At 60.8% G+C, this 15,813-nt stretch carries 14 protein-coding genes; 7 read left to right on the top strand and 7 right to left on the bottom strand.

From position 1 onward, the window contains the following. Positions 1 to 182: 182 nt before the first annotated feature. Positions 183 to 860 carry a Crp/Fnr family transcriptional regulator gene (locus AC1DYR_RS21560; RefSeq protein WP_431097946.1) on the bottom strand — a complete coding sequence of 226 codons (678 nt, stop codon included), beginning with the start codon at positions 858 to 860 and terminating at the stop codon, positions 183 to 185. Between the two features lie 177 nt (positions 861 to 1,037). On the opposite strand from AC1DYR_RS21560, the gene trxB reads away from it, so the two are divergent. The 3 genes from trxB to rpmG all read left to right on the top strand — a co-directional run bounded on the left by trxB (position 1,038) and on the right by rpmG (position 2,595). After that, positions 1,038 to 1,982 (top strand): thioredoxin-disulfide reductase, encoded by a 945-nt coding sequence (gene trxB, locus AC1DYR_RS21555; protein WP_477706883.1) that lies wholly within the window; start codon positions 1,038 to 1,040, stop codon positions 1,980 to 1,982. Positions 1,983 to 2,182: 200 nt separating this feature from the next. Continuing rightward, entirely contained in the window at positions 2,183 to 2,416 is a 234-nt protein-coding gene (rpmB, locus tag AC1DYR_RS21550; protein WP_293403299.1) for a 50S ribosomal protein L28, read from the top strand. 11 nt (positions 2,417 to 2,427) lie between these two features. Further along, a complete protein-coding gene (gene rpmG, locus AC1DYR_RS21545) occupies positions 2,428 to 2,595 on the top strand; it encodes a 50S ribosomal protein L33 (RefSeq protein ID WP_007863188.1) in 168 nt (55 codons plus the stop codon). Positions 2,596 to 2,971: 376 nt separating this feature from the next. Here rpmG and AC1DYR_RS21540 read toward each other — a convergent pair whose 3' ends face one another. Both AC1DYR_RS21540 and AC1DYR_RS21535 read right to left on the bottom strand, forming a co-directional pair. Beyond that, on the bottom strand, positions 2,972 to 4,171 hold the full coding sequence (locus AC1DYR_RS21540) for a DesA family fatty acid desaturase (protein ID WP_477706882.1): 1,200 nt from the start codon (positions 4,169 to 4,171) through the stop codon (positions 2,972 to 2,974). Between the two features lie 199 nt (positions 4,172 to 4,370). Beyond that, positions 4,371 to 5,627: an RsmB/NOP family class I SAM-dependent RNA methyltransferase gene (locus AC1DYR_RS21535; RefSeq protein WP_477706881.1), complete on the bottom strand. Its 1,257-nt coding sequence runs from the start codon at positions 5,625 to 5,627 to the stop codon at positions 4,371 to 4,373. Positions 5,628 to 5,682: 55 nt separating this feature from the next. On the opposite strand from AC1DYR_RS21535, the gene AC1DYR_RS21530 reads away from it, so the two are divergent. Then, a complete protein-coding gene (locus AC1DYR_RS21530) occupies positions 5,683 to 5,943 on the top strand; it encodes a DUF1653 domain-containing protein (RefSeq protein ID WP_477706880.1) in 261 nt (86 codons plus the stop codon). Between the two features lie 25 nt (positions 5,944 to 5,968). Then, the gene (locus AC1DYR_RS21525) at positions 5,969 to 7,594 is read left to right on the top strand and encodes a peptide chain release factor 3 (RefSeq protein ID WP_457279498.1); all 1,626 of its coding nucleotides are present in this window, start codon (positions 5,969 to 5,971) and stop codon (positions 7,592 to 7,594) included. Positions 7,595 to 7,678: 84 nt separating this feature from the next. Here the strand turns inward: AC1DYR_RS21525 and AC1DYR_RS21520 are convergent, their stop codons facing one another. Further along, positions 7,679 to 9,070 carry an esterase-like activity of phytase family protein gene (locus AC1DYR_RS21520; RefSeq protein ID WP_477706879.1) on the bottom strand — a complete coding sequence of 464 codons (1,392 nt, stop codon included), beginning with the start codon at positions 9,068 to 9,070 and terminating at the stop codon, positions 7,679 to 7,681. Between the two features lie 142 nt (positions 9,071 to 9,212). On the opposite strand from AC1DYR_RS21520, the gene AC1DYR_RS21515 reads away from it, so the two are divergent. Further along, positions 9,213 to 11,066 (top strand): sensor domain-containing diguanylate cyclase, encoded by a 1,854-nt coding sequence (locus AC1DYR_RS21515; protein ID WP_477706878.1) that lies wholly within the window; start codon positions 9,213 to 9,215, stop codon positions 11,064 to 11,066. On the opposite strand, the gene AC1DYR_RS21510 is transcribed toward AC1DYR_RS21515, so the two are convergent. Further along, positions 11,049 to 11,558, bottom strand: a complete 510-nt coding sequence (locus AC1DYR_RS21510) for an Lrp/AsnC family transcriptional regulator (protein WP_477706894.1) — start codon at positions 11,556 to 11,558, stop codon at positions 11,049 to 11,051. The two genes, AC1DYR_RS21515 and AC1DYR_RS21510, sit on opposite strands and share 18 nt — an antisense overlap. Before the next feature lie 106 nt (positions 11,559 to 11,664). Here AC1DYR_RS21510 and mdeB point away from each other — a divergent pair, with 106 nt between their 5' ends. After that, positions 11,665 to 14,361, top strand: a complete 2,697-nt coding sequence (gene mdeB, locus AC1DYR_RS21505) for an alpha-ketoglutarate dehydrogenase (RefSeq protein ID WP_477706877.1) — start codon at positions 11,665 to 11,667, stop codon at positions 14,359 to 14,361. 66 nt (positions 14,362 to 14,427) lie between these two features. On the opposite strand, the gene AC1DYR_RS21500 is transcribed toward mdeB, so the two are convergent. Beyond that, positions 14,428 to 14,982 carry a fasciclin domain-containing protein gene (locus tag AC1DYR_RS21500; protein WP_477706876.1) on the bottom strand — a complete coding sequence of 185 codons (555 nt, stop codon included), beginning with the start codon at positions 14,980 to 14,982 and terminating at the stop codon, positions 14,428 to 14,430. A gap of 161 nt (positions 14,983 to 15,143) precedes the next feature. Further along, complete coding sequence (gene purN / locus AC1DYR_RS21495; RefSeq protein ID WP_477706875.1) at positions 15,144 to 15,740, bottom strand: phosphoribosylglycinamide formyltransferase; 597 nt, start codon at positions 15,738 to 15,740, stop codon at positions 15,144 to 15,146. Positions 15,741 to 15,813: the final 73 nt, after the last annotated feature.

Raw genomic sequence — 15,813 nt, 5'->3', positions numbered from 1 at the left:
CAAGGCGCGAGCCGCAGTGAAGGCTAGATGCCTTCGCAAGGCTTGCAACGCCGCCATGGGTACGAAGACGCGCTTTCATGTTTCGGTATTTCCGGGTTGCGGTACCAAGCTTACCGCAGTTGGGTAAGGGCCTTGAGGGGCACCAGAGACGCCAGACCGTACGGCAGGGGTCTGCCAGGGCCCTATCCCAGCGTATGAAGACGCTCTTTCACCAAAAGCGAGCCATCGTCGCGGGTTTCGATGAATCCGCGCTCTTCAAGATCCTTCATCACCCGGCTGACCATTTCGCGTGAAGCGCCGACCATCTTGGCCAGATCCTGCCTTGAAACCTTGTCGCGGATCACGGCATTTCCGCTGCCGTCTTCATTGGCGAATTCGAGCAATGCCCTGGCCACACGGCCATACACATCCATCAGGGCCAGCGACTCAATTTGCCGGTCTGCATGGCGCAGTCTCTGGACCAGCCCCTTCAGCACGGCATAGGCCATGGAACTGTTTTCCGGAAGGCAACGTGCAAACTCCAGGCGGCCCAGGATCAGGGCATCGGTCTGGATCTCGGCGCGCACCGTGGCGGAGTGAGGTTCGTTGTCGATCAGGCTCATTTCACCCACATAGTCGCCGGGGTGCATGGTGGCCAGAATAACCTCGCGGCCCCGGGAATCCGTGGTGATGACGCGCGCGCGGCCGGTCAGGATGATGGAAAGGGCGTTGGATTTTTTGCCCTGCTCCACGATAGGCTCGCCGCGCTTGAATCGGCGCTTGACCACGGTATCGGCGACCGATGCAGCCTGGCTGGCAGTCAACACGGAAAAAAGAGGGACCCGGCGAATCAATTCCAGGTTAGACACCATCGTTGTCATAGCAGATATCTCCCAACCTCACATACGACGGCTAGTCGTGCGAGTTCTTACAATGGCACGCAATCTCATAAGAAATCAAAATGCCTGAAAAGTACCAGCAGCTGTTTTTACTTGACGCTGCACTTATGCGGCACGACTCTACATGAGTTCTTACACTTTCCCAATCAGTTTTTCATCATGAAACATTCCAGAGTCCTCATCCTCGGTTCAGGGCCTGCGGGTTACACCGCAGCCGTCTACGCAGCGCGCGCCAACCTCAACCCGGTATTGATCACCGGCATTGCGCAAGGCGGCCAGCTCATGACCACCACCGAGGTCGACAACTGGCCCGCCGACGTACATGGCGTGCAGGGGCCCGACCTGATGCAGCGCTTTCTGGAGCACGCCGAGCGCTTCAAGACCGAGATTATTTTTGACCACATCAACAAGGTCGACTTCAGCAAACGCCCCTTTACCCTGACGGGCGACAGCGGGACTTACACCTGCGACTCGCTGATCATCGCTACCGGCGCCTCTGCCAAATACCTGGGCCTGGAGTCGGAGACGGCATTCATGGGCCGCGGCGTTTCCGGCTGCGCCACCTGTGACGGCTTCTTCTACCGAGGGGAAGAGGTCTGCGTCGTGGGCGGCGGCAACACGGCGGTGGAGGAGGCGCTTTATCTCTCTAACATCGCCAGCAAGGTCACGCTGGTACACCGCCGCGACAAATTCAAGGCCGAAGCCATCCTGATCGACAAGCTGCACGAAAAAGTGGCCGCAGGCAAGATCGAGCTCAAACTGCACCACACGCTGGAGCAGGTGCTCGGTGATGCTTCGGGGGTGACCGGCGTCCGTCTGAAGAGCACAACCAGCGATGCCTCGCAGGACATCACCCTCAAAGGCTGTTTTATCGCGATCGGCCACCAGCCGAACACAGACATCTTTGCAGGACAGCTGGAAATGAAAGACGGCTACATCATCACCAAAACCGGGCTGCAGGGGTTTGCCACCATGACCAGCGTTCCGGGCGTCTTCGCTGCCGGCGATGTGCAGGACCATATTTACCGCCAGGCGATTACCAGCGCCGGAACGGGCTGCATGGCGGCGCTGGATGCCCAGCGCTTCCTGGAACAAGGCTCCTGAAAAAGGAGGAAGCGCTGACTTCCTCTTTTTGTCTCTTTTTTCCAGCTCTTTTGCCGCTCTGCCGAGCTCTCAATCGGCGGAATTGGAATAAATCAGTTTTCAGGCTATAATCTATGGCTTAGCTGAGCATTTGCAGGTCTGTCTCGTGCAGATTTACCCTTTGCCAGCATCCGATTTCTAATTTTTTACGGAGAGTGCTCATGGCACGCGTCTGTCAGGTAACGGGCAAAGGCCCGATGGTGGGAAACAATGTTTCTCACGCAAACAACAAAACCAAGCGCCGGTTCATGCCTAATCTGCAGTACCGCCGCTTCTGGGTCGAAAGCGAAAACCGCTGGGTGCGCCTGCGCATCACCAGCGCCGGTCTGCGCTTGATTGACAAAAAAGGCATCGATGCAGTCCTGGTGGACCTTCGTGCCCGCGGTGAAGTCTAAGGAGAAGCATCATGGCTAAAGGCGCACGCGAAAAAATCAAGCTGGAATCGACTGCCGGCACGGGTCATTTCTACACGACCACCAAAAACAAGAAAACCACGCCCGACAAGATGCTGATCATGAAATTTGATCCCAAGGCACGCAAGCACGTGGAATACAAGGAAATCAAGCTGAAGTAATTCAGACTTGATTCCTGCAGCGCCATGCGCGCTACCCCAAAAAACCCGCTGTCTTACAGCGGGTTTTTTTACGCCTGTGTCGCACACCTGCGGCCTCAGACCTTCCGGCAGGGGAACATGAAAAGTCGGTAATTCGGCAACGCCGAAGCTTCACAGGCAAATTAGCAGTTACCATCCCCGCCCGCCACTTCGCACAGGACACCGGCCTCAGAAAGCCTGCAACGCAGCATCACAACAAGGCGGGCATCCAGCAGGGGCTCCGGACTTTTCTGGCCACCTTCGCCGGGCTCCCGGACAATAAAAAACCGCCCCTGGATTTCTCCGGAAGCGGCCTTGAAGTTCCGACCGGGCGACCGGTCGGATATGTAGTGTCAGGTCAGGTGCGGGCAGCCCGCAGCTTCATCGAGAATTCGCGCAAGGCAGCAATACCGCTTTCCTCAGCGCGGTGGCACCAGGCCTGCAGGTCCGCAGCCAGCTGCTCACGGGACGCCGAGGTGGTTAGCCACATCTGGCGCAGTTCTTCCCGCATGGTGACCATCTTGTCCAGCACGGGGTGTTCGGCGCGGGCCTGCGCCAGCTGGGGTTTGGCGGCGGCCGGCACCTTGTCGTCATCGCGGTGCAGCCAGCGATTGGCTGCGCGCAACACGGACACGTCGGCTTTCTTGGCCTTCAGCACTTCGATTTCGGCCCTGCCGGCGCGGCGCAGTTCGCGCGCGAAACCCGCCATGACTTCGTAGCGATGGGCGATCAGGGCTTCCAGGGTTTTTTCATCTGCCACAGGCTGGATGGAACCCAGCTGGAGCTTGGGCGGGACCTTCTTGACGGAGGCCAGGCCAACTTTTTCCATGGCACGGATATACACCCAGCCGATGTCGAATTCGTAGGGCTTGACCGAGAACTTGGCCGACGTCGGGTAGGTGTGATGGTTGTTGTGCAGCTCTTCGCCGCCAATCATGATGCCCCAGGGCGAAATGTTGGTGCTGGCATCAGGCGCCTCAAAATTGCGATAGCCCCAATAGTGGCCAATGCCGTTGATGATGCCGGCCGCCGTCACGGGGATCCAGGCCATTTGCACGGCCCAGACAGCCAGGCCTGCCACGCCGAAGAGCGCCAGGTCGATGATCATCATCAGACCCACACCTTGCCAGCTATAGCGGGTGTAGACGTTGCGCTCAATCCAGTCATTGGGCGTGCCGTGGCCGAACTTGGCCATGGTTTCCTTGTTTTTACTTTCGGCGCGGTACAACTCGGCGCCTTCCCAGAAAACCTTCTTGATGCCGTAAGCCTGCGGGCTGTGCGGATCTTCAGAGGTTTCGCACTTGGCGTGGTGCTTGCGGTGAATGGACACCCATTCCTTGGTGACCTGGCCCGTACCCAGCCAGAGCCAGAGACGGAAAAAATGCGAAGGAATCGCGTGCAGGTCCATGGCGCGATGCGCCTGGTGACGGTGCAGATAGATGGTGACGCTGGCAATGGTGATATGGGTGGTCACCAGCGTGTACAACACGATTTGCCACCAGCTGGCGGCAAGCAACCCATTGGCAAGCCAGTCGAGGGCCGCATCAAACAAGATCATAAAAATCCTTTAAACAATCTGAAGCAGTCGCCCATCCAGATGTGTCTCCAGGCGCTGCAAAAAATAACCACTTATTGTAAGGCGATCCCCCATAAATACCAAGTCACTTTCGGCACAGGATCCAAGGTCAAAACAGTGCGAAAAATCACGAATGAATATGTAACTTCGGCTTATCTGTCGTCTTTTGTCGCCAAAAATATCACGACTTTTGCCATACTGCTGCGAAAAACCCGTCCGTCTGATGCAGGTAAGGCCAGAGCCGAAGGTAGGGTCCGCGGCAGAGCTTTTCCGCGTGTTCCACCCCCAGATGAGTCAACAAGGGCCCTGTTTCAAGGACGTTGAACTCTTTATTCGCCTCACTGAAGGCTTCAGCGATGGCTTCGTTTTCTTCACGCAAAACGCTGCAGGTCGCGTAAACCAGGCGTCCGCCGGGCTTTAGAAGCCGCGCAGCGCTCTGCAAAATGGCAGTTTGCTTGACCCTGAGCTCTTCAATCGCCTTGGGCGTCTGCCGCCATTTGAGGTCAGGATTGCGCCGCAAAGTGCCGAGCCCCGAACACGGGGCATCCACCAGGACCCGGTCTATCTTGCCGGCCAGGCGCTTGATACGGTCGTCACGCTCATGCGCAATGGCCACCGGATGAACATTGGAAAGACCGCTGCGCGCCAGCCGCGGCTTGAGCGCGTCCAGCCGGTGCCCGGACGTATCAAACGCATAAAGGCGACCGGTATTGCGCATGGAAGCACCCAGCGCCAGGGTCTTGCCACCCGCCCCGGCACAAAAATCGACCACCATCTCACCACGCTTGGCGTCGACCAGCAGGGCCAGCAGCTGTGAGCCTTCGTCCTGCACTTCAATGGCGCCACGCGTGAAAGCATCCAGTTTGCCCAGTTGAGGCTTGCCGTCGGCAATGCGCAGGCCCCAGGGCGAATACGGTGTCGCTACGGTTTTGATAGCCGCTTTCGCAAGCTCCTTCTGGACTTCAGCCCGTTTATCCTTGAGGGTGTTGACGCGCAAATCAAGCCCGGCCGGCGCGTTCAGGCTTTCGACCAGCGGCCAGAAATCATCACCCAGCTGCTCTTTCAACGGATCAACCAGCCACTGCGGGAGGTTGTGGCGATGCAGCTCCATCAGGTGCGATGGTTTGACCTGGTCGCAACGCGCCAGCCAGTCTTTTTCCTGGTCGGTCAGCGCGCCTAAAAGAAAGTCGCGGTCTGCCGCAAAACCGAGAATCGCAAGACGCCGCTCCGGCGCGCCGCTGCCATGCTGGGCCAGATAGGAATAAAGATTTTTCTTGCGCAGAACGCCGTAAATCGTTTCCGCCACGGTGGCGCGTTCGCGGGGGCCGAGGCGATAGTCGCGAAAATAGCGCGACACCACCATGTCGGCGGGATGATCAAATTTAAGGACCTGCTTGAGAAGCTCGGAACAACTGTCGAGTAAGGCTTTAGGATGCATAGCCTCCATTGTCCCACCGAGCCACCGCGCAATATTTTTAAACCCCTGATCCCTCATGCCAGAAGCCACCGCACACGCATTGCCTCCCCTGATAGAAACCCCGCCCGGTCTGTACCGCCACTACAAGGGCATGCTGTATGAGGTAGTCGGCACCGTGCGCCACAGCGAAAGCCTGGAGCCCATGACTCTGTACCGCGCGCTCTACGGCGAAAAAGGGCTATGGGTGCGGCCTGCTGGCATGTTCAATGAAGAGGTCGTGATCGACGGGGTGAAACAACCGCGTTTCGCCGTGCAACCGGGCCCGGTGCCCCAATAAGCGCCGTCATCGATAATCATGGGTTATGTCCGAAACCCAAGCTTCCACTGAAATCGAAAAACAGGTCAAGCGCCGCCGCACGTTTGCCATCATCTCCCACCCCGACGCGGGTAAAACCACGCTGACCGAGAAGCTGCTGCTGTTCTCGGGCGCGATCCAGATCGCCGGCAGCGTGAAGGCCCGCAAGGCCGCGCGCCATGCCACCTCCGACTGGATGGAAATTGAAAAGCAGCGCGGCATCTCGGTCGCCAGCTCGGTCATGCAGATGGAATACCGCGACTGCGTCATCAACCTGCTCGACACCCCCGGCCACCAGGACTTCTCCGAAGACACCTATCGCGTGTTGACCGCCGTGGACGCCGCGCTGATGGTGATCGACGCGGCCAACGGCGTGGAGCCGCAAACCCGCCGCCTGCTGCAGGTCTGCCGCGCGCGCAACACGCCCATCCTGACTTTCGTCAACAAGATGGACCGCGAGGTGCAGGATCCGATGAGCGTGATGGACGAGATCGAACGCGAGCTTGGCATGACGGTCATTCCTTTCACCTGGCCTGTCGGCATGGGCAAGCTCTTTCACGGCGTGTACGACCGCCGCGAAGACCGCATGCGCGTCTTCAGCCCCGGCGAAGAAAAAGCCGGCGGCGACGATGAAATCCTGGCCGGCCTGGACAACGCTGAAGCCGCCAAGCGCTTTGGCGCCGAATACGCCCAAGCCCAGGGCGAGATCGAACTTGTCGCCGGCGCCACGCCCGAATTCAACCGCGCCGAATTCCTGGCCGGCAAACAGACGCCCATGTTCTTCGGCTCGGCCATCAACAACTTCGGCGTGCAGGAAGTGCTGGACGCGTTGGTCGACCTGGCACCCGCGCCTGCCGAGCGCGAAGCCATCCAGCGCGTGGTGCACCCCGAAGAGAAAAAATTCTCCGGCGTGGTGTTCAAGATCCAGGCCAACATGGACCCGGCCCACCGCGATCGCATCGCATTCTTGCGCGTCGCCAGCGGCGAGTTCACCCGCGGCATGCGCCTGAAGGTGGTGCGCAGCGGCAAGGAGCTGAGGCCCAACACCGTGGTGAGCTTCATGAGCCAGCGCCGCGAATTGCTCGACACTGCTTTTGCCGGCGACATCATCGGTATTCCCAACCATGGCGTGCTGCAATTGGGCGACACGCTCACCGAAGGCGAAGCCCTGCAGTTCACCGGCCTGCCCTTCTTTGCGCCTGAAATGTTCCGCGCCGTCGAGGTGGCCGACCCGCTGCGCAGCAAACAGCTGCGCGCCGGCCTCACGCAGCTCGGTGAAGAAGGCGCGATCCAGGTGTTCCGCCCGATTGCCGGTTCATTACTGCTGCTGGGCGCCGTCGGCCAGTTGCAGTTTGAAGTGGTGGCTCACCGGCTCGAGCATGAGTACGGCGTCAAGGCCCGCATCATGGGCAGCAACTTCAACCTGGCCCGCTGGGTGACGTCCGAGGACCCGAACGAACTGAAGAAATTCATGGACGCCAACGCCCACCGCGTGGCGCTGGATGCGGTCGATGCGCCCACCCTGCTGGTGGACCACAGCGCCACCCTGCGCGCGGTGGAGCAGCAGTGGCCCAAGATCAAGTTCCACGCGCTGCGCGAGCACGCCGGGCTGGTTTTCCAGTCAAAAATGTAAGCAGTTCTGGTCCGCAGCCCAATCAGAACGTGCGCCAGTCGCTATAAAAGTAATAGCAACTTCGCTCACGCCTGATGCGCGCGCTTACCGCGCCTTGAGGAAATCGCCCACTTCCAGCAGGATCAGCTCGTTGTCGTCCGCCTTGTTGGGTTCGCGGCTGCTGGAAAACGGCAGGTTGTTGTCGTTGCCGACCACGATGTGCGCGGCGTCCACCACGTCCACGTTTTCAATGGTGAAGAACGGGAAAGTCAGCACGCCGTTGTTCAGGGGCTTGCGCGCCAGCTTCGCCGGGTCGGCAATGGCCATCAGATCGATGTAGCCGATCTTGCGCACCGCACCGCCGGCATTGGCGTCGCTCAGTTCCACCTTGTAGACACGCTTGAACTTCGCGATGTCGTGGAAGCAGTCGGTGCGCTTCTGGCCTTCCGGGCAGGCCTTGTCGGCCGTGCCTTCGCCGTTGTCGCGCTCAATGATCAATCCGGTCGTGCCGTCGATCATGTTGAAGTCGCCAATCGCGTGGCTGTTGCTCTCCAGCATGTACTTCCAGTGGCGGCCGGTCCAGGATTCGCTCTTCACATCAAACTCCAGCACGCGCAGGTAGTCCTTGCCGCCCACGTTTTCATTGCCTTTGGTGGCCGCGTCATACAGCGCGCCCTCAAGCAGCGCATACAGCTTGCTGCCGTCTTTCGAAGCGGCCATGCCTTCAAAGCCCTTGGAGCGGCGAACCTGGAAATCCACCGCCCCGCCCGGCACGCCGGGCGTCGTCACAGCCGGGTGGTCGGGCGAACGCACGGCCTTGCCGTCGACCAGCGTGTCAAACACCGCCAGCACTTTGCCTTTCATATCGGCCTTGATCAGGAAAGGGCCGAACTCGTCGCCAATCCACAAGGCGCCACCGGCGAACTGGAAGCTTTCGGTGTCAAAGTCGCTGCCCGTGAGGTAACGCTGCTTCGTGCCTTCATGAACGATGCGGAACGGCACTTTTCTATCGGGATCGTGCAGAAAAATCGTTTCCAGCCGCTTCATGGCGCCGGCCTTGAAATCGACCTTGTAGCGGTTCAGGTACAGCATGGCATCCGGCGAATTGGCTCTGGAGCCAAAGCCGTTGTCGGTCAGGATCCAGAAGCTGCCATCGGGCATTTTCTTGATGCCGGAGTGGCCTTGCAGCGGCTGGCCCTTGAAAGGCAGGCTCACACCCGTGGGCCTGCCGGCAGACAGGCCCTCCACCGTGCCCAGCGCTTCCGTGCGCTTGCCATTGGTGAACTTGCCGCTGACCTGCAGGTCCTGCGGCGCATCTTTGGGCGCTGCAATAAACGACTGGGCGGGCGCCACCACATGGCCGGCCAGCGTGGCCGGAAAGGCGGTCTGGGCTTGCAGCGGCGCGACCAGCGCAACGGCTGCCAGCGCAGGAAAGATGGCTTTGAAGAGAGAGCTGAATGCGGGGCGCCGCTTGGCGACAAAACGGGAAGAAGGCATGGGAAATCCACAGTTGAAGAAAGCCGGATGGTGGCCAACGCATGTGACGCGCTGATTACATACAGCGGCTCCGCATCCGCATCGGACGTTCGCACGGCAGGACTATGGCCTTCCGTGCAGGTCCGGCTTTTTGCAATAAGCTATGCAGATGTATCGAACGGCAAGACTGCGTGGTTTTTTCCTGATGTTGCTCTGCGCATTCTTCGGCGCAGCCCATGCACAGGTCTTTGACCGCCTGTACGAAGACAGTCCCACAATCACGCTGGCCCAGCCGCTGCAATGGGTCGCGGTGCCCAAGGATTCCATCGAGTCACCTGATGCCTTGACAACCGCTGATCCCGCAACCGGGCCGTGGAACTTTCAGCCCTATACAGACGACTCCATCCTTCCCACCTCGAACACGCAGGACGTCTGGGCCAGTTTTTCACTGCCGGCCACCGAAGCCCTGCAGACCTGGTACATCCGGATGCCGGGCCAGGCCATCTTCAGGGTGAGCCTTTTTTCGCGCAACCCGCAAGGCGGCTGGCTGGTCCAGTCCGCAGGCGAAGCGATTGCCCCGGCCGCGTGGGCGCTGCGCACCCGCGTGCCGAGTTTTGAGCTGCAAACGCGCGGCGACGGAATCCAGACCTACTACCTGCGCTTTGAGCACCGCAGGGCCCTCACGGAGCGGCCCATGCTGCTGTCGCCCATCGAGTACATCGACGGCGCGTCCCGGGTTGGCGTGGTGATCGGGTTGATGTGGGGCATGTTCAGCCTGCTGGCCTTTCTGTGCCTGGCCGCGTTCGTCATGGCGCATAACAAGGTATTTTTGTGGTTCGGCGCCGTCGTGGTCACGCTCATGTTCACGCAACTGGTGCTGATCGGCTATGGCGGCTGGCGCATTTGGCCGCACAGCGCACACCTGAACCAGGTCATGGGCTGGGTGTCGGCCTCGGTGAGCATGGGCGCCGGTGCATGGTTTTGCACCCAGGCCAGCTATGCCAAGAGCGGCTACCCGCGCATATACCGCCTGCTGCTCACCGTGACGGCGGGCAGCCTGTTCATGGCCTGCCTGATGGCTGCCGGCCAGAACCTCGTGCCGCGTGATCTTCGCAACCTGTGGCTGGCGTTTTCCACTCTGGCCATCATGGGAAGCCTCTTGTGGATGTCTTTGCGGGGACAGACCTGGAACCTTCTCATCCTGCTGGGCGCCGCGCCCATCGGGCTGGCCGCGCTGGCCCGGCTTTCCTACAACGCGGGCTGGGTCTGGAATGTTGAAGCGGCACAGGCAGCCGGTGTCCTGTCGGCAATGATCGGCCTGCTCTGGGTTTTCCTCGTGCTGGCATGGCGCAGCCGGGCAGCACTGTTTGCCAACCATCGCAGCGCCGCACTGGCGACTTACGACCCGGCCAGCGGGCTGATGTTGCCGCGGATCATCGACGACAGGCTGCCGCCCATGCTGCTTCGCGCGCGGCGGCAGAAGTCGGCATTCGGCGTATTGATGTTGCGGTGGCTCGACCAGGCCCCGAGCCATGACGCGGCAAGCGACCAGAAGCGCGGTGCCGCACTTTCCCGCATCGGCGAAATCCTGCGCGGGGCAGCACGCGACGTGGACACCGTGGTTCGCCATGGCGAAAACGACTTCATGATGTTGATCGAGGGTCCGGTCAACCGCACCACCCTGTCGGAAGTTTCAACCAAAATTCTGGCCGACTGCATACGCGCTTCTGAAAAGCTGGGCGACGCAAATGCCTTTAACCTGCACGTCGCCCTGTGGCATGACACGCCCAGCTCCCAGACGACCGCACAGGAAGTGGTTGAAAGGCTCAAGTCCCGCCTGCACCAGATGGCCTCTGGAACAAAGCGCTATGTGCAGTTTGTCGATTCACCGAGCGATACCGTGAGTCCCGCAGGGGAAGACGTGAGCCGTCGGGAAGACCTGCTGGCCAAGATCAACGAAATTGAAATTTCGCATCCGGCCCTGGCCAGCGAACAGTCGTCAGCCCCGGGCCGCTGATACCCTGGCGATGGGTTCAGGCGCCCTTGCCACAGGCAAGGGCAAGGCCGTCTTGTACCTGACCTGCTTGAGCGCAAAGCTCGAGCGTATCTTTTCAATGCCCGGGATCGGCGACAACTGCTCGAGGATGAACTTCTCCAGCGCACCGATGTCGGCCACCGCCACACGAATCAGGTAGTCGCTGTCTCCCGACATCAAATAGCACTCCATCACGTCGTCGTGCTCGGCGATGCGCCGTTCAAAGTCGGCCAGCGACTCCTTGCTTTGCGTGCGCAAGCTGATGGAGATGAAGACATTCAGGCCCAAACCCAGCGCCGCCGCATTGGCAATGGCGACGTAGCGATCGATCACGCCGCCGGCCTCCAGCGCCTTGACGCGGGCCAGACACGGCGAAGGGCTCAGGTGCACGCGGCGCGCCAGCTCCACGTTGGTCAGCGAGCCATCCCGCTGCAACTCGTCCAGAATCTTCAAATCAAGGTTATCCAGCTGCATCATCTTCAAAATTCGTTATTTACAGCATTTTATGCTTTTAAATGGTGTCACGCCCCGATATTGAAGCAACACCTTCCGGATGATTCTGCGTAAAGTGATCGCTGCCATGAACGATTCCACACCCCACCATTTACTGATGCAGGCCGCTTCTCATACCAATCCTTCCGCTGACCCTGACCCGCAGGAGACCGCCGAATGGCGTGAGGCGTTTGAAGCCCTGGCCCTCACGCAGGGCCCGGCCCGCGCTCGGGAGATGCTGCACGAGCTGACCCGCGTCGCGCGCAAGCAGCGCATCGGCTGGCAGCCTGAACTGGCCACGCCTTACGTCAACACCGTCGGCGTAGACGAGCAACCCGTGTTCCCCGGCGACCTGGCGATGGAAGAGCGCCTGGCCTCGCTGATGCGCTGGAATGCGCTGGCCATGGTGGTGCGTGCCAACCAGGCCGAGACCGGCGGCTCGGCCGAACTTGGCGGCCACATCGCCAGTTATGCCAGCGCAGCCGACCTGTTTGAAACCGGCTTCAACCATTTCTTTCGCGCACGGGAAGGCGTGGGTGAGGGTCAACATCGCGGCGACCTGGTGTTCTTCCAGCCGCACAGCGCGCCCGGCGTTTATGCGCGCGCTTACCTTGAAGGCCGGCTGGACGAAAAAGACCTGGGCTTTTACCGCCAGGAACTCACCGCGCCCAGCCAGGGTGCGCAAGGCCTGTGCAGCTACCCGCACCCGTACCTGATGCCTGACTTCTGGCAGTTCCCGACCGGCTCCATGGGCATAGGCCCGATCAGCTCGATCTACCACGCGCGCTTCATGCGTTACCTCACGCACCGCCGTCTGCTGGACTGCACGGGCAGAAAGGTCTGGGGCGTATTCGGCGATGGCGAGATGGACGAGCCCGAATCGATGAGCGCGCTGACCCTGGCCGCCCGCGAAGGCCTGGACAACATGGTCTGGGTCGTCAACTGCAACCTGCAACGGCTCGACGGCCCGGTGCGCGGCAACGGCCGCATCATCGACGAGCTGGAAAAGCTTTTTGCCGGCGCCGGCTGGAACGTCATCAAGCTGGTCTGGGGCAGCGACTGGGACGGTCTCTTTGCGCGCGACCTGACGGATGCACTGGCAAAAACTTTTGCGCAAACGGTAGACGGCCAGATGCAGACCTTTGCCGCCAAAGACGGGCGCTTTAACCGCGACAACTTCTTCGGCCAGAACGCCGAACTCGCACGCCTGGCGCAGGGCATGACGGACGAACAGATCGACCGCCTCAAACGCGGCGGCCATGACCTGGTGAAGATTCACGCCGCCTACGCCGCGGCGGCCAGCCACCAGGGCCAGCCCACGGTGATCCTGGCGCACACCAAAAAGGGCTACGGCATGGGAAGCGCCGGCCAGGGCAAGATGACCACGCATTCGCAGAAAAAATTCGACGGCGAAGAGCTGATCGAATTCCGCAATCGCTTTAACCTGCCGCTGTCTGACGAGCAAGCCAAAACCCTGGCTTTCTACAAGCCCGCTGCAGACAGCGCCGAGATGCAATACATGCACGCCAAACGCGCAGCACTGGGCGGCTATTTGCCGCGGCGTGAAACGGCGGCCGACATCGTGAACATCCCGGCCCTGCCCTCCTACGCACAATTCGCGCTGGCGGCCGACGGCAAGGAAATGAGCACCACCATGGCCTTTGTACGCATGCTGGGCGGCTTGCTGAAAGACGCGGCCTTGGGCCCGAAGATCGTGCCCATCGTGGCCGACGAGGCGCGCACCTTCGGCATGGCCAACCTGTTCAAGCAGGTGGGCATTTACTCCAGCGTGGGCCAGCGCTACGCGCCGGAAGACATCGGCTCGGTGCTGAGCTACCGCGAGGCGCTCGACGGCCAGATCCTGGAAGAAGGCATCAGCGAAGCCGGCGCCATGGCCAGCTGGACGGCCGCGGCCACCAGCTACAGCGTGCACGGCCTGGCGATGCTGCCCTTCTATATCTATTACTCGATGTTCGGCTTTCAGCGCGTGGGCGACCAGATCTGGGCTGCCGCCGACCAGCGCGCCCGCGGTTTCCTGCTGGGCGCAACTTCGGGCCGCACCACGCTGGGCGGCGAAGGCCTGCAACACCAGGACGGCACCAGCCACCTGATCGCCGCGACCATTCCCAACTGCAAGGCCTACGACCCGGCGTTTGCCGGCGAGCTGGCCGTGATCCTGAACCACGGCATGCAGGAGATGATGGTCGAACAAAAAGACGTCTTCTATTACGTCACGCTGATGAACGAGAACTACGCCCAGCCTGATTTGCAAGCCGGCTCCGAGACGGACATTATTCGTGGATGCTATCAATTCAATAGCTGGCCGCGCACTTCCTTATTGCCCCACAGCCCTGAAACATCTCCAAAAAAGGCTCAAAAAGTCGTTTTGATGGGTTCGGGAGCGATCCTGACCGAGGTGATCAAGGCTGCGCAGCAACTGGCCACGCAGGGCATCGAGGCCACGGTCTTCAGCGTGACCAGCTGGAGTGAGCTGGCGCGTGATGGTGCAGCTTGCCAGCAAGAGGCGATCAATGACGGCGCTGTGACTGCGCCCTTCATCGCTCAGCAGTTGCAGGGCAGCACCGGCCCCATCGTGGCCGCCACCGACTATGTGCGCGCCGTGCCGGAAAGCATTCGTGCCTTTGTGCCCGAAGGCAGGCGCTACCTGACGCTGGGCACCGACGGCTTTGGCCGCAGCGACACACGCGCCGCGCTGCGTGAATTCTTCAGCGTCGATGCGCAAAGCATCGTGAAGGCGGCGCTGCATATGCTGGAGCAAAAGTAATCGCAAACGGCAAGGCTCGTGCGCAGTCAAATCGCGCACGAGCCCTGGCAAGAAGCAGCGATCTGCTTACTTGGGCAGCAATACCTTGTCGACCACGTGGATCACGCCGTTGGACTGGTACACGTCAGCAATGGTGACAGTCGCAACGCTGCCCTTCTCGTCGGTCACCGTGACCTTGCCGCCAGCCGACCTGGCCACCAGCGTGCCGCCGGCCACAGTCTTGATCGAAGCCATGCCCTTGCCGTCGGCAATCATCTTGCTGATGGCTGCGGCGTCCCACTTGCCGGGCACGACGTGGTAGGTCAGGATGCCGGTGAGCATGCCCTTGTTTTCGGGCTTGAGCAGGGTGTCGACCGTGCCAGCGGGCAATGCGGCAAAGGCCGCATTGGTCGGCGCGAACACGGTGAACGGGCCCGGGCCCTTGAGCGTATCGACCAGGCCCGCTGCCTTGACGGCGGCGACCAGCGTGGTGTGGTCCTTGGAGTTGACGGCGTTGTCGATGATGTCCTTGCTGGCGAGCATGGGCGCACCGCCCACCATGACCTGGGCGAAGGAAGATGCGGCAGCCAATGACAGGGCGATGGCCACGCCGACGGATGCCAGTTTGTGTTTTGTCTGCATGTGAATACCTTTGAACTGATGTTGATGAAATGGATACGCAAGCCGCAACCGGAAGGGTTTCAAAGCGGCTGACATGAATACGGGGCCGAGGACCGGCTGGATTCAAATCAAACGTATCAATCAGGGCGCATCAACGCTTTCGCCGCGCGCGCGGGCAAAGCTCAGGCGGCAGGTTCAAAAAAAGCGCGCACAGCCTGCGGGAAAATCAGGTGCTCCTGCGTGAGGATGCGGGCAGACAGCATCCTGGCGGTGTCGCCCGGCAACACAGGCACCACCGCCTGCGCCAGGATGGCGCCGTGGTCCAGTACCTCCGTGACCTGGTGCACCGTCGCGCCCGCCACCTTGCAGCCCGCATCGATGGCGCGCTGGTAGGTGTCCAGCCCCGTGAAGGCCGGCAGCAGCGAAGGATGAATGTTGATCAAGCGGCCGGCGTAGTGCTGCACAAAGCCCGGTGTCAAAATGCGCATGAAACCGGCCAGCACCACCAGTGCGGGCGAATACCGGTCGATACGGGCCATGAGTTCGGCATCAAATGCCTCTCGCGAGTCGAAAGACTTGTGGGGCACGGCTTCGGTGGCAATCCCCAGGCTTTGGGCCACGGCCAGCCCCGGGGCGTCCGCTTTGTTGCTGATGACGGCGGCAACCCTCACCCCCCATTTGCTGCGCCAGCACTCTTTTTCGGCGGCGCGGGCGATGGCCGCCATGTTGGAGCCGCCGCCCGAAATCAGGATGACGATATTTTTCTGCGCAGTTGCCATAGCCCTCTAGTTTAGAACGCGGCAGATAGCGGCCCGCCAGCGTGTGTTATCGCACCCCGCCAACCCCAACGGC

It is taken from the genome of Polaromonas sp. P1_F9 (assembly GCF_056405615.1).
Note: the sequence above shows the minus strand (reverse complement) of the source record. Positions and strands in the feature narration are given on the sequence as shown.